Genomic DNA, 23,232 nt, shown 5'->3' with positions numbered 1-23,232 from the left:
GCCGACGCTCCGCGTCGACTCCCTCCTCCGCCTTGCGATCGCACGAACCAGACCCCGCTCCCTGATCCGCCCTGATCCAAACGACACGCCCTAGGTGTCCACGGCCCCTCGGCGACCGGCCACAATGGACCACATGACGGACTCCCTCGCCCACCCGCATACGCGTTTCGAGCCGGCCCCCGGCGACCTCGACGCCCCCCGCGGCCCCCGTTCACTCGTGGTGCTCGGCTCGACCGGGTCGATCGGCACCCAGGCGATCGACATCGTGCTGCGCAACCCCGACCGGTTCCGGGTGACCGCACTCTCCGCGGCCGGCGGCCGGGTCGAGCTGCTCGCCGACCAGGCGCACCAGCTGCGGGTGAACGCCGTCGCCGTGGCGCGCGAGGACACGGTGCCCGCGCTGCGTACGGCGCTGGCCGACCGCTACGGCGCGGGCGAGCCGCTGCCCGAGATCCTGGCCGGCCCCGACGCCGCCACCGAGCTGGCCGCCTCCCCCTGCCACACCGTCCTCAACGGCATCACCGGCTCCATCGGACTCGCCCCGACCCTGGCCGCGCTCCGGGCCGGCCGGGTGCTCGCGCTGGCCAACAAGGAGTCGCTGATCGTCGGCGGCCCGCTGGTCAAGGCCCTCGCCGCGCCCGGCCAGATCATCCCCGTCGACTCCGAGCACTCCGCGCTCTTCCAGGCGCTGGCCGGCGGCGAGCGCGCCGAGGTCCGCAAGCTCGTCGTCACCGCCTCCGGCGGCCCGTTCCGCGGCCGTACGAAGCGGGAGCTGGCGGGTGTCACGCCCGAGCAGGCGCTGGCCCACCCCACCTGGTCGATGGGCCCGGTCGTCACCATCAACTCGGCGACCCTCGTCAACAAGGGCCTGGAGGTCATCGAGGCGCATCTGCTCTTCGACGTCCCCTTCGACCGCATCGAGGTCGTCGTCCACCCGCAGTCCTACATCCACTCGATGGTGGAGTTCACCGACGGCTCCACGCTCGCCCAGGCCGGCCCGCCCGACATGCGGATGCCGATCGCGCTGGGCATCGGCTGGCCCGAGCGGGTCCCGGACGCCGCACCGGGCGTGGACTGGACGAAGGCGCAGACCTGGGAGTTCTTCCCGCTGGACGAGGAGGCCTTCCCGTCTGTCCCGCTGGCCCGCCACGTCGGCGATCTGGGCGGCACCGCACCCGCCGTCTTCAACGCGGCGAACGAGGAATGTGTGGATGCGTTCCTCAAGGGCGGGCTGCCCTTCACAGGGATTGTGGATACGGTCGCCGCAGTGGTCGCCGAACACGGAACGCCCGCCAAGGGAACTTCCCTGACGGTCGCGGACGTCCTGGAGGCGGAAACCTGGGCGCGCGCCCGCGCCCGCGAACTGGCCGCCCGTGCGGCACGGACACCTTCGGAGGCTCGCGCATGACGACCTGGATGACCATCCTCGGCATAGTCGTCTTCGTCGTCGGCCTGTTGTTCTCCATTGCCTGGCACGAGCTCGGCCACCTCTCGACGGCCAAGCTGTTCGGTATCCGCGTGCCGCAGTACATGGTGGGCTTCGGGCCGACGATCTTCTCCCGCAGGAAGGGCGACACCGAGTACGGCATCAAGGCCGTTCCGCTCGGCGGCTACATCCGCATGATCGGGATGTTCCCGCCCGGCGACGACGGAAAGCTGCAGGCCCGCTCCACCTCGCCGTTCCGCGGCATGATCGAGGACGCCCGCTCGGCGGCCTTCGAGGAGCTGCAGCCCGGCGACGAGAAGCGCCTCTTCTACACCCGTAAGCCCTGGAAGCGCGTCATCGTGATGTTCGCCGGGCCGTTCATGAACCTGATCCTGGCGGTCGTGATCTTCATGAGCGTGCTGATGGGCTTCGGCATCAACACCCAGACCACCCAGGTCGGCTCGGTCTCGGAGTGCGTCATCTCGGCCGCCGCCAAGACCGACAAGTGCCCGCACAGCGCCAAGGACTCCCCGGCCAAGGCCGCGGGCCTCCGGGCCGGCGACAAGATCGTCTCGTTCAACGGCCACGCCGTGCCGGACTGGGGCGTCCTCCAGCAGCAGATCCGCGACACCACGGGGCCCGCGACGCTCGTCGTGGAGCGGCACGGCGCCCGCCGGACGCTGCAGGCCGACCTCATCGAGAACAAGGTCGCCAAGACCGACGGCCACGGCGGCTATGTCCCCGGAGAGTTCGTCACCGCCGGATTCCTCGGCTTCACCCCGGCAAGCGGCGTCGTCCAGCAGTCCTTCGGCCAGTCCGTCGACCGCATGGGCAACATGGTCCAGCAGGGTGTCTCGTCGCTGATAAACCTGCCCGCGAAGGTCCCGGACCTGTGGGACGCGGCCTTCAACGGCGGCGAGCGCAAGCAGGACTCCCCGATGGGCGTGGTCGGCGCGGCCCGGGTCGGCGGCGAGGTCTTCTCCCTGAACATCCCGCCGGAGCAGCGGGTGGCGACCATGCTCTTCCTGGTCGCCGGCTTCAACCTCTCGCTGTTCCTGTTCAACATGCTGCCGCTGCTGCCGCTGGACGGCGGGCACATCGCCGGCGCCGTGTGGGAATCCGTCCGGCGGGCCTTCGCCAAGATCGTCCGGCGTCCCGACCCCGGCCCCTTCGACGTCGCCAAGCTGATGCCGGTCGCCTACGTCGTCGCCGGGATCTTCATCTGCTTCACGCTGCTGGTGCTGGTCGCCGACGTGGTGAATCCGGTGAAGCTGACCTAGAAAGCACGTTTGGCGGCGGCCGGACACCTCCGTGGCGTTTGGAGGTGTCCGGCCGTCTCCTTTCGTGGGGGCACAGGGGAGCGATGTGCTTGCCGCGACCCCCGTGCCGTAATCTCGAAGACCGGAGCCCGCCGATGCGGGGCCTAGATCCACACCTTGGGGTTGCTCGCCAGATGACTGCCATTTCACTGGGAATGCCGGACGTACCGACCAAGCTCGCCGACCGCAGGGTCAGCCGCAAGATCCAGGTCGGCACGGTCGCCGTGGGCGGAGACGCACCGGTCTCGGTGCAGTCGATGACGACCACGCGGACGTCCGACATCGGCGCCACGCTGCAGCAGATCGCCGAGCTGACGGCCTCCGGCTGCCAGATCGTCCGGGTCGCCTGCCCGACGCAGGACGACGCCGATGCGCTGCCCGTGATCGCCCGGAAGTCCCAGATTCCGGTCATTGCAGACATCCATTTCCAGCCGAAGTATGTCTTCGCCGCGATCGACGCCGGCTGCGCCGCGGTCCGCGTCAACCCCGGCAACATCAAGCAGTTCGACGACAAGGTCAAGGAGATCGCCAAGGCGGCCTCCGACGCCGGCACCCCGATCCGGATCGGCGTCAACGCCGGCTCCCTGGACAGCCGCCTGCTGCAGAAGTACGGCAAGGCCACCCCCGAGGCGCTCGTCGAGTCCGCGCTGTGGGAGGCGTCCCTCTTCGAGGAGCACGGCTTCCGCGACATCAAGATCTCGGTCAAGCACAACGACCCGGTCGTGATGGTCAACGCCTACCGCCAGCTCGCCGCCCAGTCGGACTACCCCCTCCACCTCGGCGTCACGGAGGCCGGGCCCGCCTTCCAGGGCACCATCAAGTCCGCCGTCGCCTTCGGCGCACTGCTCAGCGAGGGCATCGGCGACACCATCCGCGTCTCGCTCTCCGCCCCGCCCGCCGAAGAGGTCAAGGTCGGCATCTCCATCCTGGAGTCGCTCAACCTGCGCCAGCGCCGGCTGGAGATCGTCTCCTGCCCGTCCTGCGGCCGCGCCCAGGTCGATGTCTACAAGCTCGCCGACGAGGTCACCGCGGGCCTGGAGGGCATGGAGGTGCCGCTGCGCGTCGCCGTCATGGGCTGCGTCGTCAACGGCCCCGGCGAGGCCCGCGAGGCCGACCTCGGAGTCGCCTCCGGCAACGGCAAGGGCCAGATCTTCGTCAAGGGCGAGGTCATCAAGACCGTCCCCGAGTCGAAGATCGTCGAGACCCTCATCGAAGAGGCGATGAAGATCGCCGAGCAGATGGAGAAGGACGGCATCGCCTCCGGCAGCCCGGTCGTCTCCGCAGCGGGCTGACCCCCGGCAGCCACCCGCCCGAGCCCCGCCGCCCGCACCGGGCCGCGGGGCTCGCGCCTGCCCGGGGCGATCCGTCCGCCGGCGGCCGGGTGCTCGCGCGCGGGGGGAGGTAAAGTGCCAAGACCTGCTCCCGCCTGGCCTCCCAGGCCCGTACCGGTGAGGCTTTCCGACACGTGCTGACGACCACCACCATCAAGGTCCTCGAGCCCGGGGACCTCGACGATGCGCTCGCGGTCCTGGACCGCGACCCGGTCGCCAACGCCTTCGTCGCCGCCCGCGTCCAGGTCGCCGGCCTCGACCCCTGGCGGCTGGGCGGCGAGATGTGGGGCTGGTACGTCCGCGGCCGTCTGGAGTCGCTCTGTTACGCCGGAGCCAACCTCGTCCCCGTCGGCGCCACCTCCGAGGCCGTCCGTGGCTTCGCCGAACGTGCCCGCCGGCAGGGCCGCCGCTGCTCGTCCATCGTGGGCCCCGCGGAATCCATCGCCGTGCTGTGGTCGCTCCTGGAGCCCCACTGGGGACCGGCCCGCGAGATCCGCACCCATCAGCCCCTGATGGTCACCACCGCACCGGCCGCCGAGATCGCTCCCGACCCGTACGTCCGGCGGATCCGCAAGAACGAGATGGACCTGATCATGCCCGCGTGCGTGGCCATGTTCACCGAAGAGGTCGGGATCTCCCCGATGGCCGGCGACGGCGGGCTCCTCTACCAGGCCCGGGTCGCCGAACTCGTCGGCTCCGGCCGCTCCTTCGCCCGTATCGAGAACGGCAAGGTCATCTTCAAGGCCGAGATCGGCGCCGCCACCCAGCGGGCCTGCCAGATCCAGGGCGTGTGGGTCGACCCCGCCTATCGCGGCAAGGGCCTGTCCGAGACCGGGATGGCCGCCGTGCTGCGCTACGCCCTCAGCGATGTCGCCCCCGTCGTCAGCCTCTACGTCAACGACTTCAACACCGCCGCTCGCGCCTCCTATCGGCGGGTGGGCTTCGAGGAAGTCGGCGCCTTCATGAGCGTACTTTTCTGACCCGCCGCCTTGTACGCTCCGACCATGGATGACGTCGCGGTCGGCCCCCTTGATCTTGCTGCCCGCGTGGACGACGCGCTGGCCGTCCAGGCACTCGCGTTCGGCCTGAGCGACGAGGAGATCGCCGTCCGCCGGCACATCGTGCTGCGCCACTTCTCCTGCACCGGTGCCCGCGCCCTCGGCGCCACCACCCCCGCCGGCCGGCTGGTCGGCTTCGTCTACGGCATGCCCAACGACCGCGCCCACTGGTGGTCCACCGTCGTCGAGCCCTACCTCCGCAGCGAGGGCCTCGACCACTGGCTCGACGACTCCTTCACCATCACCGAGCTGCACGTCCACCCCGCCTACCAGCACCGCGGCATCGGCCGGTCACTGATCACCCGTATCACCGACGTGGCCGCCGAACCGCGCTCCATCCTCTCCGCCGTCGACACCGAGAGCCCGGCCCGCCTCCTGTACCGCTCCCTCGGCTACCGCGACATCGCCCGCCGGGTCCTCTTCCCGAGCGCCCCGACGCCGTACGCGGTGATGGGCGCCCCCCTCCCCCTGAGGCGCTGACCTCTGTTTTTCCCACCCGCCACGGGAGGGACCGCTCCGGCCCGCCCCGCACCCAACAGCCTCGCGCAGCGGACCCCGCCCGCCGCAGGCGGGCGGCGGCACAGCCGACATCGCGTGCCGCAGCACAGTGCAGCGGAGGGGCGCAACGGCGAGACGCCCCCACGGCGGGAAAGCCGACAACGCGGGAAGCAAGCAAAGCGCAGCGGATACGCATTTCCGTGCGCCACACCCCTGCGGCTAACCTCCAGGGAGTCACCTTTCTTACGCAGGAGAAACTCCATGGCCCACGCCGCACAGGTCCAGCGCATGTCCCGTTTGATGGTCAAGACACTGCGCGACGACCCGGCCGACGCCGAGACCGCCAGCCACAAGCTGCTCGTCCGCGCCGGGTACGTCCGCCGCTCCTCCGCCGGCATCTGGACGTGGCTGCCGCTGGGCAAGAAGGTCCTGGAGAACGTCTCCCGCATCGTCCGCGAGGAGATGGACGCCATCGGCGGCCAGGAGGTCCTGCTGCCGGCCCTGCTGCCCAAGGAGCCCTACGAGGCCAGCGGCCGCTGGAGTGAGTACGGCGACCTGCTCTTCCGCCTCAAGGACCGCAAGGGCGCCGACTACCTCCTCGGCCCCACCCACGAAGAGATCTTCACCCTCACGGTCAAGGACCAGTGCGCGTCCTACAAGGACCTGCCGGTGATCCTCTACCAGATCCAGACCAAGTACCGCGACGAGGCCCGCCCCCGCTCCGGTGTGCTGCGCGGCCGCGAGTTCCAGATGAAGGACTCGTACAGCTTCGACACCACCGACGAGGGCCTGGAGCAGTCCTACGCGCTGCACCGCCAGGCCTACCAGAAGATCTTCGAGCGCCTGGGTCTCGACTACCGCATCGTCTCCGCCGTCTCCGGCGCGATGGGCGGCTCCGCCTCCGAGGAGTTCCTCGCCCCCGCCGCGGCCGGTGAGGACACCTTCGTGGACTGCCCCGCCTGCGACTACGCCGCCAACACCGAGGCCGTCACGGTCAAGGTCGAAGCGGTCGACGGCTCCGCGCACGGCCCGGTCGAGGAGCTGGACACCCCCGACACCCCGACCATCGAGTCCCTCGCCGAGCACCTCGGCGTACCGGCCTCCGCGACCCTGAAGAACCTCCTGGTCAAGGTCGACGGCGAGATCGTCGCGGTGGGCGTCCCCGGCAACCGCGAGGTCGACCTCGGCAAGCTCGGTGAGCACCTCGCACCGGCCACCGTCGAGCTGGTCACGGCCGAGGACTTCACCGACCGCCCCGACCTGGTCCGCGGCTATGTCGGCCCGCAGGACCTGGCCGGCAAGGCGTTCCGCTACCTCGCCGACCCGCGCATCGCCCCCGGCACGGCCTGGATCACCGGCGCCAACAAGGAGGGCAAGCACGCCCGCAACGTCGTCGCGGGCCGTGACTTCGAGGTCGACGAGTACCTCGACGTGGTCGTCGTCGAGCCCGGCGACCCCTGCCCCGAGTGCGGCACCGGCCTGCGCATCGACCGCGCCATCGAGATCGGCCACATCTTCCAGCTCGGCCGCAAGTACGCGGACGCCTTCGAGCTCGATGTGCTCGGCCAGAACGGCAAGCCCGCCCGCGTCACCATGGGCTCGTACGGCATCGGCGTCTCCCGCGCGGTGGCCGCCCTCGCCGAGCAGACCCACGACGAGTCCGGCCTGTGCTGGCCCCGCGAGGTCGCCCCGGCCGATGTGCATGTCGTCGCGGCCGGCAAGGCCAAGCAGACCGAACTCGCCCTGGAGGTCGGCGAACAGCTCGGCGCCGCGGGCCTGCGGGTCCTCGTCGACGACCGGGCCGGTGTCTCGCCCGGCGTGAAGTTCACCGACGCCGAACTGCTCGGCATCCCGGCCATCGTCGTCGCCGGCCGCCGCGCCGCCGAGGGCGTCGTCGAGGTCAAGGACCGCCGCACCGGCGAGCGCGAGGAGCTGACGGTCGAGGAGGCCGTCGCCCGCCTCAGCGCGTAACCACCGCAGGTGAACGGGCCGGCCGCCGGGGCGCACACCCCGGAGGCCGGCCCGTTCGTCCTCCACTACAGCCAGGCGGCGAACTCCAGCAGCAGCTCACCGCGCTGCCGGTCGCCCGCCACCGCCTCCCGTACGCCGATGTCCACCGCTCGGTAGAGCGTCCACTCGCGCAGCCGGTCCCGGTCCACGTCCAGGGAGTCGGCCAGCTTGGTCACCCGGCGGCGGGCCGCGGCGGCCGCGCCCGACCCGGCCGCCAGATCCTCGAACCGGTCCAGCACCAGCGCTGCCAGGTCGTACGCCCGCTCGCCCACCACCGGCGACGGGCCGACCGCCAGCCACGGCGCCCGCTCACCGGCCAGCACCTTGCCCTGCCGGAACGTGCCGTGCAGCAGAAACTGCTCGTCGGACCCGTCCGGCAGGGTGCGCCGCAGCTCCAGCGCCTGGTCCACCAGCGGCCCGGCCGCCGGGATCAGCGCCCCGGCCGTCCGCAGCGCCTCCACGGCCTCCTCGGTACGCCCGGCCAGCGTCTCGAAGGAGTGCTCCGGGCCCGCCGGCACCCACAGCCGCCGCACCGTACCGGCCGCCTCCAGCAGCGCCTTGGCCTCCGGCAGCGACCGCAGCGACACACCGCCCTGCAGCCGCTCCAGCAACAGCGCCCCGCTCGCGGCGTCGGACTGCAGCAGCCGCACCGCGCCCCAGCCGTCCCACGCCTCCAGCGCCGCCCCCTCGTGCGCGGACACCCGCCCGGGCACCGGGAACTTCAGCGCCGCGGGCGTCCCGTCCTTCTGCCGTACGAGGGCGAGCAGACTGCTGCGGCCACCGGGGGCGTGCACCCTCTCCAGCGTCAGATCCCAGGCCTCCAGCCGCTGCTGAACCAGCGTCGGCAGCGCGTCGAGCCACTCCCGCACGGGACTTTCCGGATCGCCGCTCAGCGAACTCACCAACCGCTGCGGCGGTTCGATGGGTGCCGTTGCCATGCTTGAGCTGTCCCCTTCCTGGGGCCGTGACCGCACCGCGGCCGGTCGTTCAGAGCGCGCCGGCGGAGGCGCTCGCGGCGCCGGACGGAGTGGCGGCCACGGCCCGCTCCACGAGCCCAGGGAAGGCTACGCCGCTGCCGCGCCAGCGCACCGCCCGCACCGCCGCCTCGCGCAGCGCGGCCGCCGCCTCCTTGCGCCTGGCCGCGCCGCCGGACCGTACGAGATCCGCGTAGACGGCGGCCAGCCGGTCCTCCAGCTCCGCCGCCAGCCGGGCCGCGGCCGCCGCGTCCGGGACGGGGAAGGGCAGTTCGTAGGCGGCGGCCGCGGCCCGCGGTGTACCGCCCAGGTCGCGGACCTCGCGGCGCAGCGCGTCCCGGCGCGCACGGTGCCCGTCGTACGCCGCCTGAGCTTCCTTGCGCCGGTCACCGGCGATCCGCCCGCCGACCACGCCGTAGCCGTAGACCGCCGCATGCTCGGCGGCCAGCGCCGCCTGCACCGCCGTCAGCTCGTCGCGCCCGCTGTTCTCGTCCTCGCGCCGGTTCCTGCTGTGAACCGCTGTGGCCTTCATGCGCACATCCCTTCGCCGGTCCTTGCTCTCCGCCGTGCCGCCGTGCCCGTCATCCGGCCGGCTCCGCCAGCAGATACGCATGCGCCGCTCCGGCCGCCGCGACCGAGGCGAGCAGCCGGGCCAACTCCGGGGGCGCGGCGGTCAGCGCCTTGGTGCGGACGTCGGCGAGCGTGCGCTCCGCGTCGGCGAGGGCCGCGCGTGCGGTCCGTTCGTCCCGGGGAACCCGAGGCTCGGACGGCCGCCGGGAGCCGTGCGGCGACGGGCCGGACGCGGGCACACCGGCGTCGCGCGCCGGGCCGTCAACGGCGCCGTCGCCGGGGGAGGGGGTGGCCTGTTCCTTGCTGAACGCCTCGGCGTGCCGGGCGACTTCGGAGCGCAGCGGGCTCAGCCGCGACTCCAGCGCCGGGTGCGCGGCCAGCGTCGCGTCGTAACGCGCCAGCAGGGTCGAACTGTCGCGGGCGGAGCGCTCGCGCAGCCGCTCGGCCGAGGAGGAGTGTTCGGCCCGGTCGGGGCCGGAGTCCTCGGAGCAGCCGGTGAGCAGCGCCATGCCCCCGAGGGCGGCGCCGGCCAGCAGGGTCCTTCTGCGCGTGAGCGCCACTTTCGGCACGTTGCACTTCCCGGGGTCTTTCGTAGTGATCACCGCAGGCGAGAGTATCCGTGACCACCCACCGAATCGTCAGTACCCCGCCGGAACCGATAGGCTTTGACCCGACACGCGACCTACCCACAACAGCACACGCGGCCGAGGAGTCACCCGGATGAGCACGACCCAGAGCGAGAGGCTGCGCGGATTGCTTGAACCGCTCGTCGCCGCGCGAGACCTGGATCTGGAAGAGATCGAGGTGACACCGGCAGGCAAGCGGCGGGTGCTGAGGATCGTGGTCGATTCCGACGAGGGCGTCCAGCTGGACGAGTGTGCCGAGCTGAGCCGAGAGGCCTCGCAGGTCCTGGACGACTCCGATGTGATGGGCGGCGCCCCGTACACCCTTGAGGTGACCTCCCCCGGCGCCGACCGCCCGCTGACCGAGCTGCGGCACTACCGCCGCGCCGTCGGCCGCCTCATCAAGGCCCAACTCCACGAGGGCGGCGAGCTGGTGGCGCGGATCATCGCCGTCGACGAGTCCGGGCTGGACCTCGAGGTGCCGGGTGTCAAGGGCCGCAAGCCGACCGCCCGCCGGGTCTCCTTCGACGAGATCGCCAAGGCGCGTGTCGAGCTGGAGTTCAAAAGCAAGTCCGACAAGCGTGACGCGCAGCCCGACGAGAAGATCGACGAGAACGACGAGAACGACGAGAACAAGGAGGAGGCGTAGCCGTGGATATCGACATGAGTGCCCTGCGGGGACTGGTGCGGGAGAAGGAGATCTCGTTCGACCTGCTGGTCGAGGCGATCGAGTCGGCCCTCCTCATCGCTTACCACCGCACCGAGGGCAGCCGCCGGCGGGCGCGGGTGGAGCTGGACCGCAACACCGGGCATGTGACGGTGTGGGCGAAGGAGGATCCGGAGGACCTGGAGGAGGGCGCGGAGCCCCGCGATTTCGACGACACCCCCTCCGGCTTCGGGCGGATCGCGGCGACCACCGCCAAGCAGGTCATCCTGCAGCGGCTGCGGGACGCCGAGGAGGAGATCACCTTCGGCGAGTTCGCCGGACGTGAGGGCGACGTCATCACCGGTGTCGTCCAGCAGGGCAAGGACCCCAAGAACGTGCTGGTGGACATCGGCCCGATGGAGGCCATGCTGCCGGTGCAGGAGCAGGTCCCCGGCGAGGACTATGCGCACGGCACACGGCTGCGCTCCTACGTCGTACGGGTGGCCAAGGGTGTCCGCGGCCCGTCCGTGACGCTGTCGCGTACCCATCCCAATCTGGTGAAGAAGCTTTTCGCCATGGAGGTCCCGGAGATCGCGGACGGCTCGGTGGAGATCTCCGCCATCGCCCGCGAGGCCGGCCACCGCACCAAGATCGCCGTACGGTCCACCCGCTCCGGCCTGAACGCCAAGGGCGCCTGCATCGGCCCGATGGGCGGCCGGGTGCGCGCCGTGATGGCCGAGCTGCACGGCGAGAAGATCGACATCGTGGACTGGTCGGACGACCCGGCCGACCTGGTGGCGAACGCGCTGTCGCCGGCCCGGGTCAGCAAGGTAGAGGTCGTGGACCTGGCGGCACGCTCCGCCCGGGTCACCGTCCCCGACTACCAGCTGTCGCTGGCCATCGGCAAGGAAGGGCAGAATGCCCGGCTCGCCGCCCGTCTCACGGGCTGGCGGATCGACATCCGTCCGGACACCGAGCAGCCCGCACCGCAGGACTGAGACCGTCCCGTACGGACGGTGACGCCGCGGCCCCCGAAAATCGGTGGTGCCGCGGCGCTCCGACCGGAATTCTGAGCAGCCGTACCGCCTTTTACCCCATCGGGGTGGGGCCGGCGCGGGGAGGTAGACTTAAGCAGTGTCTGGCCGGACGCATGCCCGCGCATGCCCTGAGCGCACCTGTCTGGGATGCCGGGAGCGAGCGGCCAAGGGCGATTTGCTGCGCATCGTGGAGATCGAGGGTGAGTGTGCCCCCGATCCTCGCGGTACGCTGCCCGGCCGGGGTGCTTACGTGCACCCGACACTGGTCTGCCTCGACCTGGCGGTTCGCCGCCGGGCGTTCAACCGGGCCTATCGGGCCCGGGGACCGTTCGACACGACGGATCTTCGTCGGTTCATCGAGCGGACGCCCGTCGAGCAGCCGCCGTTGCAATAACGCACAGCAGCAAGAAACGCACAGCGCACGGAAAACCGTGCGGTCAGGTACCTCGCGAGTCGGAAGTAGGTCGAGATTGCGATGAGCACTCGATGAGTACGCGATGAGTACGCCCATGAAGTAGCGACGGTCCGGTGGACAACCCGGACCTAGAAGGAGCGAAGTGGCTAAGGTCCGGGTATACGAACTCGCCAAGGAGTTCGGCGTTGAGAGCAAGGTCGTCATGGCCAAGCTCCAAGAACTTGGTGAATTCGTCCGTTCGGCGTCCTCGACGATCGAGGCGCCGGTTGTTCGCAAGCTGACCGACGCTTTCCAGGCAGGCGGCGGCAACGGCCGCGCCTCCGGCAAGCCCGCGGCGCCGCGCAAGTCGGCCCCCGCGAAGCCGTCCGCGCCGTCTCCGGCGCAGGCTGGGAGCACCTCCCCTGCCGCCAAGGCAGCGGGGGAACGTCCTGCTGCCCCGAAGCCGGGCGCCCCCAAGCCGGGCCCCGCGGCTCCGGCAGCCCCCGAGGCTCCCGCAGCCGCCGAGGCACCGAAGGCCCCCGAGGCACCGGTGGCTCCCAAGAGCACTCCCGCCGCCGGCCCCACCCCGGGGCCGCGGCCCACGCCGGCCCCGAAGGCTCCGGCACCCAAGCCCGCTCCGGCCGCCCCCGCGCAGCCCGAGTTCCAGGCTCCGCCGTCCGCGCCGGCCGCTCCCGCCGCCGGCCAGTCGGCTCCCCGTCCCGGTGCCCCCGGCCCGCGTCCGGCCCGTCCGGCGTCCGGCCAGGGTGGTCAGGGTGGTCAGGGCCGCGGTAATGCTCCGCGTCCCGGTGGCGAGCGTCCGGCCCCGCGTCCCGGTGGCCGTCCGTCCGGCCCCCGTCCGGGCAACAACCCCTTCACGTCCGGTGGCTCCACGGGCATGGCCCGTCCGCAGGCCCCCCGTCCCGGTGGCGCCCCGCGTCCCGGCGGCCAGGGTGGTCCCGGCGGCCCGCGTCCGCAGGGCGGCGGCCAGGGCGGTCCCCGTCCCCAGGGTCAGGGCGGCGCGCGTCCCACCCCCGGTGGTATGCCCCGTCCGCAGGGTGCCGCTCCCGGTGGCGCCCCGCGTCCCGGTGGTGGCGGCGGTAACCGTCCGAACCCGGGCATGATGCCGCAGCGTCCCGCTGCCGGCCCGCGTCCGGGCCCCGGCGGTGGCGGCGGTCGTGGTCCCGGCGGTGCCGGTCGTCCCGGTGGCGGCGGCGGTCGTCCGGGTGGCGGCGGCGGCTTCGCCGGTCGTCCCGGTGGCGGTGGCGGCGGCGGTCGTCCGGGTGGCGGCGGCGGTTTCGCCGGTCGTCCCGGTGGCGGCGGTCCCGGTGGTGGCGGCGGCTTCGGCGGTCGTCCCGGCTTCGGTGGCCGTCCCGGCGGTCCCGGCGGCCGTGGTGGCACGCAGGGTGCGTTCGGCCGTCCCGGCGGTCCGGCGCGCCGTGGCCGTAAGTCGAAGCGGCAGAGGCGTCAGGAGTACGAGGCCATGCAGGCCCCGTCGGTGGGCGGCATCATGCTGCCCCGCGGCAACGGCGCGACGGTTCGCCTGTCGCGTGGTGCCTCGCTGACGGACTTCGCCGAGAAGATCAACGCCAACCCGGCGTCGCTGGTCCAGGTCATGCTGAACCTCGGCGAGATGGTCACCGCGACCCAGTCGGTCTCCGACGAGACGCTGCATCTGCTCGCCGAAGAGATGAACTACGTCGTCGAGATCGTCAGCCCGGAGGAGGAGGACCGCGAGCTGCTCGAGTCCTTCGACATCGACTTCGGTGAGAACGAGGGCGGCGAGGACATGCTCGTCGCGCGTCCGCCGGTGGTGACCGTCATGGGTCACGTCGACCACGGTAAGACCCGGCTGCTCGACGCGATCCGCAAGACGAACGTCATCGCGGGCGAGGCCGGCGGCATCACCCAGCACATCGGTGCCTACCAGGTCGCGACCGAGGTCAACGACGAAGAGCGGCGCATCACCTTCATCGACACCCCCGGTCACGAGGCGTTCACCGCCATGCGTGCCCGTGGTGCCAAGTCGACCGACATCGCGATCCTCGTGGTGGCGGCCAACGACGGTGTCATGCCGCAGACGATCGAGGCCCTGAACCACGCCAAGGCGGCCGATGTGCCGATCGTGGTCGCGGTCAACAAGATCGACGTCGAGGGTGCCGACCCGACCAAGGTGCGCGGCCAGCTCACCGAGTTCGGTCTGGTGGCCGAGGAGTACGGCGGCGACACCATGTTCGTCGACATCTCCGCCCGTGAGGGTCTGAACATCGAGCAGCTGCTCGAGGCCGTGGTCCTGACCGCGGACGCCTCGCTCGACCTGCGCGCCAACGCGGAGCAGGACGCGCAGGGCATCGCGATCGAGGCTCACCTCGACCGTGGCCGCGGCGCCGTGGCGACCGTCCTGGTCCAGCGCGGCACGCTGCGCGTCGGCGAGACGATGGTGGTCGGCGACGCGTACGGCCGAGTCCGTGCGATGTTCGACGACAAGGGCAACAACGTCGAGGAAGCGGGTCCGTCGACCCCCGTCCTGGTCCTGGGTCTGACCAACGTCCCGGGCGCCGGCGACAACTTCCTGGTGGTCGACGAGGACCGTACGGCCCGTCAGATCGCCGAGAAGCGCGCGGCGCGCGAGCGCAACGCCGCCTTCGCCAAGCGCACCCGCCGGGTGTCCCTGGAGGACCTGGACAAGGTGCTCAAGGCGGGCGAGGTGCAGCAGCTCAACCTCATCATCAAGGGCGACGCGTCCGGTTCGGTGGAGGCTCTCGAGTCCTCGCTGCTCCAGCTCGACGTCGGCGAAGAGGTCGACATCCGCGTGCTGCACCGCGGCGTCGGTGCGGTCACCGAGACCGACATCAACCTGGCGTCCGGCTCCGACGCGATCGTCATCGGCTTCAACGTGCGCGCCGAAGGCCGTGCTACGCAGATGGCCGAGCGCGAGGGCGTCGACGTCCGGTACTACTCGGTCATCTACCAGGCGATCGAGGAGATCGAGGCGGCCCTCAAGGGCATGCTCAAGCCGGAGTACGAGGAGGTCGAGCTCGGTACCGCGGAGATCCGCGAGATCTTCCGCTCGTCCAAGCTCGGCAACATCGCGGGTGTGCTCATCCGCTCCGGCGAGGTCAAGCGCAACACCAAGGCGCGCCTCATCCGCGACGGCAAGGTGGTCGCGGAGGACCTCAACATCCAGGGTCTGCGCCGCTTCAAGGACGACGTCACCGAGATTCGCGAAGGCTTCGAGGGCGGTATCAACCTCGGAAACTTCAACGACATCAAGATCGACGACGTCATCGCGACGTACGAGATGCGCGAGAAGCCGCGCGGCTGATCATGCGCGTGACTGCCCGCGCGTGAGCGCGGTCCACCAGAGATGGTGGCCGGGCGGCGGGCGGGACCGGGGCCGGTCGGCGGAAGTTATTTCCGTCGATCGGCCCCGGCCGTTCCGTGTACGGTTCGAAATGACACGGACACCTAAGGCCCCACGGGTGGCTTGACCCGTCTTGCATGTACGTAGGGACGCTGTCCTTCGACCTGCTTCTCGGCGACGTACGGTCGCTGAAGGAGAAGCGCTCCGTCGTCCGCCCGATCGTCGCCGAGCTGCACCGCAAATTCGCGGTGAGCGTCGCGGAGGTCGGGGACCAGGATCTGCACCGCAGGGCCACCATCGGCCTGGCGGTGATTTCCGGGGACGCCGGGCATCTCACCGATGTCATGGACCGCTGCGAGCGCCTGGTCGCCGCACGGCCCGAAGTGGAGCTGCTGTCGGTACGCCGACGGCTGCACGGCGACGACGACTGACCCGGACCGGGCAGGCCGTCGCCGGTGGAAGCACAATTGTGGAAGAAAGAAGGAGACGGACCAGTGGCCGACAATGCGCGGGCGAAGAAGCTGGCGGACCTCATCCGGGAGGTGGTCGCCCAGAAGCTGCAGCGCGGAATCAAGGACCCGCGGCTCGGTTCGCACGTGACCATCACGGACACCCGGGTCACCGGCGACCTGCGGGAGGCTACGGTCTTCTACACGGTCTACGGCGATGACGAGGAGCGTGCCAGCGCCGCCGCGGGGCTGGAGAGCGCCAAGGGCATCCTGCGCTCCGCGGTCGGGGCGGCGGCGGGGACGAAGTTCACGCCGACCCTGGCCTTCGTGCCGGACGCCCTGCCGGAGAACGCCAAGACGATCGACGACCTGCTCGACAAGGCACGGGCCTCGGACGCCAAGGTGCGCGAGGTCTCCTCGGGCGCCCAGTACGCCGGCGAGGCCGACCCGTACCGCAAGCCGGGCGAGGACGATGACGATGACGAGGGCACCGCGGCAGAATGAAGCGTGAGAGCAACAAGCCGGGCGGTCTTGTCATCGTCGACAAGCCGTCCGGCTTCACTTCGCACGACGTCGTGGCGAAGATGCGCGGCATGGCGCGCACCCGCCGGGTCGGGCACGCCGGCACGCTCGACCCGATGGCGACGGGCGTCCTCGTCCTGGGCATCGAGCGGGCCACCAAGCTGCTCGGCCATCTCGCGCTGACGGAGAAGGAGTACGTCGGCACGATCCGGCTCGGCCAGACGACGATCACCGATGACGCCGAGGGCGAGCTCACCGCGTCGAAGGCGGCGCACGGTCTCGCCCGCGAGGACATCGACGCGGGCGTCGGCCGGCTGTCCGGCGCGATCATGCAGGTCCCGTCGAAGGTCAGCGCCATCAAGATCAACGGCAAGCGGTCGTACTCGCGGGTCCGCGACGGCGAGGACGTGGAGATCCCGGCCCGGCCGGTCACCGTCTCCTCGTTCGTGGTGCACTCCGCGCACGAGACCGAGGCCGAGGACGGCACCCCGGTGACCGATCTGCTGGTCTCCGTCGAGTGTTCGTCCGGTACGTACATCCGCGCCTTGGCCCGCGACCTGGGCGAGGGCCTCGGCGTCGGCGGCCATCTGACCGCGCTGCGCCGCACCCGCGTCGGCCCGTACAAGCTGGACCGGGCGCGCACGCTCGAACAGCTCCAGGCCGCCGTGGACGACCCCGAGGGGGAGGGCCTGCCGGTCATGCCGCTCGGGGACGCGGCCGCCGCGGCGTTCACCCGCTGGGACGTGGCCGAGGCCCAGTCCCGGCTGCTGCTCAACGGCGCACGGATCCCGATGCCGCTGTTCGAGGGCAACGGCCCGGTCGCGGCGTTCGGACCGGACGGCCGGTTCCTCGCGCTGGTGGAGAACCAGGGCGGTAAGGCGAAGAGCCTGGCGGTGTTCGCGGTCTAGGGGCTGGTGACCTGGCGTTCGTGGGGCCGGGTCCGGAGGCGTGGGTAAGCGCTCCGGGCCCGGCCCCCTTTGCATGGTGTGCAGGGGACGTCAGCGGGCGCCCCGGGACGGCGGTGGCACGCGGGCCGCACGGACGGATTCGGAGCGCGGGCCCGCGCTCCGCCCTCCCGTCGCTCTGTCTCGCTCCGGCGCGGTTCCGGCCATTCACTCATTCGGTGAGGCGCTCGAAGTGAATCAAGGCGCGGACGGGGGCGCGTTGGAAGGGGTCGCTGTCGAGACGATCACCGCCTGCTTACCGTTCGTGAGGACGGCACAGGGTGAGAGGACCGGCGATGGCATTGCTGGATGCCGATGCGGACACGGCACTGGTGCGGATTCGTGATCTGGCAGGTCGGACGCGTGGTACGGGGTTTCTCGCGGACCACGACGGCACCGTGATCACCAGCCACGAAGCGGTGGAAGGGGCCACACAACTGGTGCTGCAGCCCATGACGGACGGCGCGGGCGGCGGTGCGGCCGGGGGCGGCGGCTGGACGTGCGTGGTGGCAGCCGATGCCCTCACGCCCCTTCCGGAGACCGGGCTCGCCCTCGTGCGGACCGACGGCTTCGGGCCGCACCGGCTCGCGCCGCTGCCCATCGCCGCGGGCCGGCCGGGCGCGGGCACCGCCGCACGGCTCTGGGCGGGCGGCTGGCTGGACGGCACGGTCGTCGGGCCGGGAGCCGGGGTGATGTACACGGCCACCGAACGCGTCCATCTCCTCGACGAGACGCTGGAGCTCGGCCTCTGCGCCGGGGGCCGGGAGGCGCTGCGGCTCGGCGGGCCCGCGGTCGGCGGGCCGGTGCTGGACGCCCGGACGGGCGCGGTGCTCGGTGTCCTCGGCACCGCGCTGCACCCCCAGGCCCCTGGCCGCGCCCGAGCGGGGGAGAGCCCCTTCGGGCGCCGGGCGGGCGGCTTCGCGATTCCGCTGCGCGCGGTCGCCGAAGCCGCACCACAGGGCGCGCTGGCCGCGCTGCTGGAGCGCAATGCGGCGACCGTCCCGGCATACGGCAGCGAGTTGAATGCGGCCGGCGCGCGGCATCTTGCCGAGGTGTCGATGGGCTCCGCCGAGCGTCCGCGGCTGTGGCGGGAGCCCGTCGAACGGCCGGAGGTGGCCGCGGAGTTCGCGCGTTTCACGGAGGGACACGGGGCGGCAGAGGCGTGCGTGCTCGGGCTGGTCGGGGAGCCGGGGACCGGGCGGAGCACGGAGCTGGCCGGGCTCGCGGCACGCCGGGCGCAGGGCCCGGACCCCGCCGCGACCGTCTGGCTGCGCGGCGCGGGGCTGCGGCCCGACGACGACGGGGTGCGCACCGCGGTCGAGCGCGCGCTGCGGTCCGCCGCCCGGATCGTCGCCGGCGCGGGCCGTACGGCCGGTGACCCGGCGGACACCACGTCCGAGGGCGTGGCACGGGCGGCGTCCGCGGCCGGACGTCCGCTGCTGGTGCTCCTCGACGGGCCGGAGGAGATGCCGTCGGCCCTGGCGCAGGGGGAGAGATCGGCCCGGTGGGCCGCGGCGACGGCCGACTGGCTGCGTACGGCCGAGGTGCGGCTGGTGGTCGCCTGCCGTCCCGAGTACTGGGAGTGGGCCGGCGCGCTCTTCCCGCCCGGCCTGCTGCACCGGCCGCTCCGTCCGGTGCCCGCGCTGCCCGCCTGCGTAGAGCTCGGTGACCTCCCCGATGAGGCGGCGGAGCGCGCCCGTGGCCGCTACGGCCTGCCGCCCGGCGCACCGGCCGCGCGCGATGCCCGCCATCCGCTGGCCCTGCGCCTGCTCGCGGAGGTCGGCGCGGCGCTCCCCAAGGGGGACGCGGCCGGACGGTGCGCCGATGAACCGGCCGGCCTCGGCGCCCCCGACCGCCACCAGATCTTCGACGCGTACCTGGACCTGGTGTGCCTGCGTATCGCCGTACGGCTCGCGGCCGCCCACCGGCCCGCGCTGCGCGGCACCGCCGTACGCCGGCTGGCCGCCCAGGTCGCCGGCCAGGTGCACGAGGCGGCCCGCCGCTGTCTCCGCCCCGGGCCGGGCGCACTGGACCGTACGTCCTTCGAGGAGGTGTTTCCGCGGGAGCCCGGCTGGGCCTGCGCGGTGCTGGCCGAAGGGCTGCTGGTCCCGGCCGGCACCGGATACCGCTTCGCACACGAGGAGTTCGCGGACTGGCTGCAGGGTGCCCATGTCGACCTCGACCTGCTTCCCGTTCCCGGACACCGCGTCGGGCCGGCCGTGCAGGCGCTGCTGCTGCTCGGCAGACGCGAAGGAACGGTGCAACTGACCTTCCGGCTGGCGGAGTTGGTGCCGATGGCGACCGCCCCCACGGCCGGCTCACCGGCCGCGCACGCCGTGGACGGCCGCTGGTGGGCCGCTCATCTGCTGTCCGGCGTGCTGCTCCGGGTCCCCGACGCGAGGCCGTACACGGGCGTGCTGCGGCTGCTCGCCGACCGGATCACGGAACGGTCGCTCCGGGCGGGCGGCTTCGCGCATACGGACCTTGAGGCGTTCGGGCCGTGGTTCTGGGGGCGGTTGGCACTGGCCGACGAGGACCGGATGGATCTGCTGCGCCGCCTGCTGCCGGCCGATGGGCCGCCGAGCGGGGCGGGGCGGGCGCCGAGCGGCGTGCGGCGGTGCACGGGGGCGGGGGCCACGGGCGGTGCGCCGGACGGTGCGTCGGGCCGTGTGTCGTCCCCGGCCACGTGGTCGTCGCCGTCCGGTCCGGCGTCGCTGTCCGACCGGTCGTCCCGGTCCGGTCCGCCCTCTCCGCCCTCTCCGCCCGACCCCGCGCCGGGCGACCCGTCGTCGGCTGTCGTGCCCGCCGACGGGCCGTGTGCCGATCGCCGGTTCGCGCCGCCGCCACGTGTACGTGTCCACCCCGCTGACGACCCGGCGTCCGTCCGGGACGGCGACGGCTGGACGGATGCCACCACTGGCCCGCGCCCCGCTCGCGTGGGGGCGGAGACCGGCGGCGGAACGCCTGAAGGGGCTGCCGCCGCATCCGTCGCGGTATCCGGGACCGAGCCCGCCGTGGCACGCTCGCCGCGGTTCCTTGATGCCGCGGCCGAGCTGCTGCGCGCGGATCCGGAGCGGATGCAGCCACTGCTGTGCGCCTGGTTCGACGACACCCGCCCGCTGCAACGCCCCGGCGCGGAAGACGGCGGCACGGCCCACTCCGCGGACGCTCTGCCCCGCGAGATCACCGTGGCCACCGCCGCGCAGGCGCTGCTGCACACCCACCGCCACCGGGCGCTCGACACGCTCACGGAGGCGCTGGTGGAGGCCGCGCACCCCAAGGGCGACGAGCTGATGGACGCGCTCGCCGAGGACGAGTCGGCGGCGGTGTGCCGGGCCGTGGACCGCTGGGCCCACGACGTGCGGCCCGAGCGCCGGGCCGCGGCCGTGTCGTACGGTCTGCGGGCCGCCCGGCACGCGACTGCCGAGGCCGACCGCGCCCTGCTGCGCTACGCGGCCCTCTGCCTGCTCGCCCGCAGCGCCGACGGTGCCCACCACGGCTCCGCGCTGGCGCTGTTGATGGGCGACGCGGCCACCCGCTCCCGCTTCCTGGACCGGGCGCTGGCCCGCTTCGTCGCGGGGGATCCGCAGCTGCCGCCCACGGCGTTCACGGCCGCCCTCGGCGACCACCCGGGGACGGTGCTGAACGCCTTCCGGGCCCGGCTGGTCGGCGGCGAAGGCCCGCCGGTGGCGGCCGCGCTGTTGCGTATGCTCGCCCGCGCCGATGCGCCGGACCTCGTCGCCCGCATCGCCGACCTCGTCCGTGACTGTGCCCGGCACTGCCCGGAGCGGGCCGCACGGCCGCTCGCGGAGTTCATCGACCGCCGCCTCGAACGTGGACCGGCCGCCCGCGCCGCGCTCCGCCCGCTCGCCGTGGAGCTGCTGACGGTGTCCCCCGTACCGGTCCGGTGCGCGCTCGCGGCCGTGGTGGCCGGGACGGGTTCCGGCGATTCGGTTCCGTTGCGCCGCGAACTCCTCGATGTGCTGCTGGCGCAGGAGGCGTCGTACGCGGCATCGCATGGCGTGTACGAGGAGACCGGCCGGGACACCCGTGTGCTGGAGGCGTTGCTGCAGGCGGCCGCCGAGGGCGCGGAGCGGCGGCCGGCGGAGCGCACCAGGGAGCTGGTGCACCGCACCGGGATGCTGCTGGTCCGCACGCCGGAGGGCGCGGCCTGTTTCGACCGGCGGCTGGTGGAACTGGGGCGGCGGGTGCCCGGTTTCGCACGGCGGGTGCAGGACTGGGTGGCGGAGGAGCCGGGGGAGTGGGCGGCGGTGGTGGGCCCCGGCGCCCGGGCCACGCTCGCCGGGTGTCACAGCTGACCGGCGGGGGCTGCCGCGGCTTGCCGGTGGGCCCGGGGGAGTGCTCCTGGTGGGCCCACCGGAGTGCCTCCTGTCGGGCCCGCTGAGGCCCGACAGTGCGGTCCGTCTTGCGCGGAGCGCTCCGCGCAAGCCGAGCAGTCCGACGGATCGGGGGCGGCGAGGTGCCCGGACAGGTGCCCTGAGCCACCCCTTCGCGCGGAGCATCACTCGCGGCATGGCAGTCTTAGACCTGCGTCATGCCGAATTGACGCAAGGGACGGACAAGGTTCGGGCGAGGAGCGGGCACTGTGCAGCGCTGGCGTGGCTTGGAGGACATCCCCGAGGGCTGGGGACGCAGCGTCGTCACCATCGGCTCGTACGACGGAGTGCACCGCGGCCACCAACTGATCATCGGGAAGGCCGTCGCGCGCGCCCGTGAGCTGGGGATCCCCGCGGTGGTCGTCACCTTCGACCCGCACCCGAGCGAGGTCGTGCGGCCCGGTACCCACCCGCCGCTGCTGGCGCCGCACCACCGGCGTGCGGAGCTGATGGCCGGTCTGGGGGTGGACGCGGTGCTGATCCTCCCGTTCACCAAGGAGTTCTCGAAGCTGGCGCCGGCCGACTTCGTGGCCAAGGTGCTGGTCGACAAGCTGCACGCCCAGGTCGTCGTCGAGGGCCCCAACTTCCGCTTCGGGCACAAGGCGACCGGCAATGTCGAGACCCTCACGGAGCTCGGGACCACCTACGACTACACCGTGGAGGTCATCGACCTCTACGAGCGCGGGGCGGCGGGCGGCGGCGAGCCGTTCTCCTCCACGCTCACCCGGCGACTGGTCGCCGAGGGCGATGTGGCCGGCGCGATGGAGGTCCTCGGACGGCCGCACCGCGTCGAGGGCGTCGTCGTACGCGGCGCCCAGCGCGGCCGCGAACTGGGCTTCCCGACGGCCAATGTGGAGACCCTGCCGCACACCGCGATCCCGGCCGACGGCGTCTACGCGGGCCTGCTGCAGGTCGAGGGCGAGGCGATGCCGGCGGCCATCTCGGTCGGCACCAACCCGCAGTTCGACGGCAAGGCGCGCACCGTCGAGGCATACGCCATCGACCGCGTCGGCCTGGACCTGTACGGCCTGCACGTCGGGGTGGACTTCCTCGCCTACATTCGCGGTCAGGAGAAGTTCGACACCCTCGACGCGCTGCTGGAGCGGATGGCGGTCGATGTGAAGCTGGCTCGGGGATTGATCGCGGAAGCGGGTTGAGCGCTGCGGTTGGGTGATCACTGTGGCTGGGTGATCGCGGTGGCTGGGTGATCGCGGTGGCGGGGCGATCGCGGTGATGGGGTGATCGCTGATGGGGTGATCGCGGCTGGGGTGAGCGCCGGAGCAGGGCCCCCGGCCCGCCCACCCCCCCCGGTTTTTTCCCCGCCGCCCACCCCCCTTCGGGGGGTGGGCGGGTGTGGTGGTGCGGTATCGCCAACCTTCGGGGTGGGGAGGCGCGGTGGTGCGGTACCCAACCTTGGAGGGAGGGCGGGTGCGGTGGTGCGGTATCCCCAACCTTCGAGGGCGGGCAGGTGTGTTGGTGTGTGCGGGGGTATCCCCCAACCCGGCTGGTTCGAACGGAGTTCGGCCGGCAGTGGTTCACTCGTCCGAGGGATGACGTGATATGGGTCGGGGCGCCGCCGGAGACCGATGCCGGGGCCCCCCCCCCAATAGGGGGGCGCCCCCCCCACAGCGGGGGGGGGGGGGGCGTCCCCCCCCCGGCCACGCCCCGCTGTT

General features: G+C 72.5%; 18 protein-coding genes. 15 read left to right on the top strand and 3 right to left on the bottom strand.

All coding sequences use genetic code 11. The annotated features are described in order from the left end of the window. Nucleotides 1–133 precede the first annotated feature (133 nt). The 6 genes from dxr to ACWGI6_RS36230 all read left to right on the top strand — a co-directional run bounded on the left by dxr (nt 134) and on the right by ACWGI6_RS36230 (nt 7,603). Nucleotides 134–1,408: a 1-deoxy-D-xylulose-5-phosphate reductoisomerase gene (gene dxr / locus ACWGI6_RS36255; RefSeq protein WP_453271445.1), complete on the top strand. Its 1,275-nt coding sequence runs from the start codon at nt 134–136 to the stop codon at nt 1,406–1,408. Then, nucleotides 1,405–2,706: a M50 family metallopeptidase gene (locus ACWGI6_RS36250; RefSeq protein ID WP_453271444.1), complete on the top strand. Its 1,302-nt coding sequence runs from the start codon at nt 1,405–1,407 to the stop codon at nt 2,704–2,706. The genes dxr and ACWGI6_RS36250 overlap by 4 nt, the downstream gene beginning before the upstream one ends. 173 nt (nt 2,707–2,879) lie before the next feature. After that, nucleotides 2,880–4,037, top strand: a complete 1,158-nt coding sequence (gene ispG, locus ACWGI6_RS36245) for a flavodoxin-dependent (E)-4-hydroxy-3-methylbut-2-enyl-diphosphate synthase (RefSeq protein ID WP_453271443.1) — start codon at nt 2,880–2,882, stop codon at nt 4,035–4,037. A gap of 173 nt (nt 4,038–4,210) precedes the next feature. Next, nucleotides 4,211–5,056, top strand: coding sequence for a GNAT family N-acetyltransferase (locus ACWGI6_RS36240; RefSeq protein WP_453271442.1), 846 nt, complete (start codon nt 4,211–4,213; stop codon nt 5,054–5,056). Nucleotides 5,057–5,080: 24 nt separating this feature from the next. Then, nucleotides 5,081–5,614: a GNAT family N-acetyltransferase gene (locus ACWGI6_RS36235; RefSeq protein WP_453271441.1), complete on the top strand. Its 534-nt coding sequence runs from the start codon at nt 5,081–5,083 to the stop codon at nt 5,612–5,614. Between the two features lie 279 nt (nt 5,615–5,893). After that, the gene (locus tag ACWGI6_RS36230) at nt 5,894–7,603 is read left to right on the top strand and encodes a proline--tRNA ligase (protein WP_453271440.1); all 1,710 of its coding nucleotides are present in this window, start codon (nt 5,894–5,896) and stop codon (nt 7,601–7,603) included. A 65-nt stretch (nt 7,604–7,668) separates the two neighbouring features. Here ACWGI6_RS36230 and ACWGI6_RS36225 read toward each other — a convergent pair whose 3' ends face one another. From ACWGI6_RS36225 to ACWGI6_RS36215, 3 genes are read right to left on the bottom strand one after another with little or no spacing between them, the layout of a single operon-like run. Beyond that, nucleotides 7,669–8,580, bottom strand: a complete 912-nt coding sequence (locus tag ACWGI6_RS36225) for an aminoglycoside phosphotransferase family protein (RefSeq protein WP_453271439.1) — start codon at nt 8,578–8,580, stop codon at nt 7,669–7,671. A gap of 49 nt (nt 8,581–8,629) precedes the next feature. After that, nucleotides 8,630–9,148, bottom strand: coding sequence for a ferritin-like domain-containing protein (locus ACWGI6_RS36220; RefSeq protein WP_453271438.1), 519 nt, complete (start codon nt 9,146–9,148; stop codon nt 8,630–8,632). A 49-nt stretch (nt 9,149–9,197) separates the two neighbouring features. Beyond that, entirely contained in the window at nt 9,198–9,746 is a 549-nt protein-coding gene (locus ACWGI6_RS36215) for a hypothetical protein (RefSeq protein WP_453271437.1), read from the bottom strand. A 160-nt stretch (nt 9,747–9,906) separates the two neighbouring features. Here ACWGI6_RS36215 and rimP point away from each other — a divergent pair, with 160 nt between their 5' ends. The 9 genes from rimP to ACWGI6_RS36170 all read left to right on the top strand — a co-directional run bounded on the left by rimP (nt 9,907) and on the right by ACWGI6_RS36170 (nt 22,716). Continuing rightward, nucleotides 9,907–10,458 carry a ribosome maturation factor RimP gene (gene rimP, locus ACWGI6_RS36210; RefSeq protein ID WP_453271436.1) on the top strand — a complete coding sequence of 184 codons (552 nt, stop codon included), beginning with the start codon at nt 9,907–9,909 and terminating at the stop codon, nt 10,456–10,458. 2 nt (nt 10,459–10,460) lie between these two features. After that, nucleotides 10,461–11,453, top strand: coding sequence for a transcription termination factor NusA (gene nusA / locus ACWGI6_RS36205; RefSeq protein ID WP_453271435.1), 993 nt, complete (start codon nt 10,461–10,463; stop codon nt 11,451–11,453). A 136-nt stretch (nt 11,454–11,589) separates the two neighbouring features. Then, nucleotides 11,590–11,886, top strand: a complete 297-nt coding sequence (locus ACWGI6_RS36200; protein WP_159469593.1) for a YlxR family protein — start codon at nt 11,590–11,592, stop codon at nt 11,884–11,886. 163 nt (nt 11,887–12,049) lie between these two features. Further along, on the top strand, nt 12,050–15,208 hold the full coding sequence (gene infB / locus ACWGI6_RS36195) for a translation initiation factor IF-2 (RefSeq protein ID WP_453271434.1): 3,159 nt from the start codon (nt 12,050–12,052) through the stop codon (nt 15,206–15,208). 176 nt (nt 15,209–15,384) lie between these two features. Then, nucleotides 15,385–15,678 (top strand): DUF503 domain-containing protein, encoded by a 294-nt coding sequence (locus tag ACWGI6_RS36190; RefSeq protein WP_453271433.1) that lies wholly within the window; start codon nt 15,385–15,387, stop codon nt 15,676–15,678. A 63-nt stretch (nt 15,679–15,741) separates the two neighbouring features. After that, nucleotides 15,742–16,200 carry a 30S ribosome-binding factor RbfA gene (gene rbfA, locus ACWGI6_RS36185; RefSeq protein WP_453271432.1) on the top strand — a complete coding sequence of 153 codons (459 nt, stop codon included), beginning with the start codon at nt 15,742–15,744 and terminating at the stop codon, nt 16,198–16,200. After that, nucleotides 16,197–17,126 carry a tRNA pseudouridine(55) synthase TruB gene (truB, locus tag ACWGI6_RS36180; RefSeq protein WP_453271431.1) on the top strand — a complete coding sequence of 310 codons (930 nt, stop codon included), beginning with the start codon at nt 16,197–16,199 and terminating at the stop codon, nt 17,124–17,126. The genes rbfA and truB overlap by 4 nt, the downstream gene beginning before the upstream one ends. 332 nt (nt 17,127–17,458) lie before the next feature. After that, nucleotides 17,459–21,481 carry a hypothetical protein gene (locus ACWGI6_RS36175; protein WP_453271430.1) on the top strand — a complete coding sequence of 1,341 codons (4,023 nt, stop codon included), beginning with the start codon at nt 17,459–17,461 and terminating at the stop codon, nt 21,479–21,481. A 287-nt stretch (nt 21,482–21,768) separates the two neighbouring features. Further along, complete coding sequence (locus ACWGI6_RS36170) at nt 21,769–22,716, top strand: bifunctional riboflavin kinase/FAD synthetase (RefSeq protein ID WP_393909591.1); 948 nt, start codon at nt 21,769–21,771, stop codon at nt 22,714–22,716. Nucleotides 22,717–23,232 lie beyond the last annotated feature (516 nt).

The sequence above is a fragment of the Streptomyces sp. NPDC054786 genome (genome assembly GCF_053611685.1).
This window is presented reverse-complemented; position numbering and strand designations above follow the sequence as displayed.

What these genes read in the sequence shown, in the direction of transcription:
- dxr (WP_453271445.1), top strand. Translation starts at nt 134, where the DNA reads ATGACGGACTCCCTCGCCCACCCGCATACGCGTTTCGAGCCGGCCCCC.
- ACWGI6_RS36250 (WP_453271444.1), top strand. Translation starts at nt 1,405, where the DNA reads ATGACGACCTGGATGACCATCCTCGGCATAGTCGTCTTCGTCGTCGGC.
- ispG (WP_453271443.1), top strand. Translation starts at nt 2,880, where the DNA reads ATGACTGCCATTTCACTGGGAATGCCGGACGTACCGACCAAGCTCGCC.
- ACWGI6_RS36235 (WP_453271441.1), top strand. Translation starts at nt 5,081, where the DNA reads ATGGATGACGTCGCGGTCGGCCCCCTTGATCTTGCTGCCCGCGTGGAC.
- ACWGI6_RS36230 (WP_453271440.1), top strand. Translation starts at nt 5,894, where the DNA reads ATGGCCCACGCCGCACAGGTCCAGCGCATGTCCCGTTTGATGGTCAAG.
- ACWGI6_RS36225 (WP_453271439.1), bottom strand. Translation starts at nt 8,580, where the DNA reads ATGGCAACGGCACCCATCGAACCGCCGCAGCGGTTGGTGAGTTCGCTG.
- ACWGI6_RS36220 (WP_453271438.1), bottom strand. Translation starts at nt 9,148, where the DNA reads ATGAAGGCCACAGCGGTTCACAGCAGGAACCGGCGCGAGGACGAGAAC.
- rimP (WP_453271436.1), top strand. Translation starts at nt 9,907, where the DNA reads ATGAGCACGACCCAGAGCGAGAGGCTGCGCGGATTGCTTGAACCGCTC.
- ACWGI6_RS36190 (WP_453271433.1), top strand. Translation starts at nt 15,385, where the DNA reads ATGTACGTAGGGACGCTGTCCTTCGACCTGCTTCTCGGCGACGTACGG.
- truB (WP_453271431.1), top strand. Translation starts at nt 16,197, where the DNA reads ATGAAGCGTGAGAGCAACAAGCCGGGCGGTCTTGTCATCGTCGACAAG.
- ACWGI6_RS36175 (WP_453271430.1), top strand. Translation starts at nt 17,459, where the DNA reads ATGGCATTGCTGGATGCCGATGCGGACACGGCACTGGTGCGGATTCGT.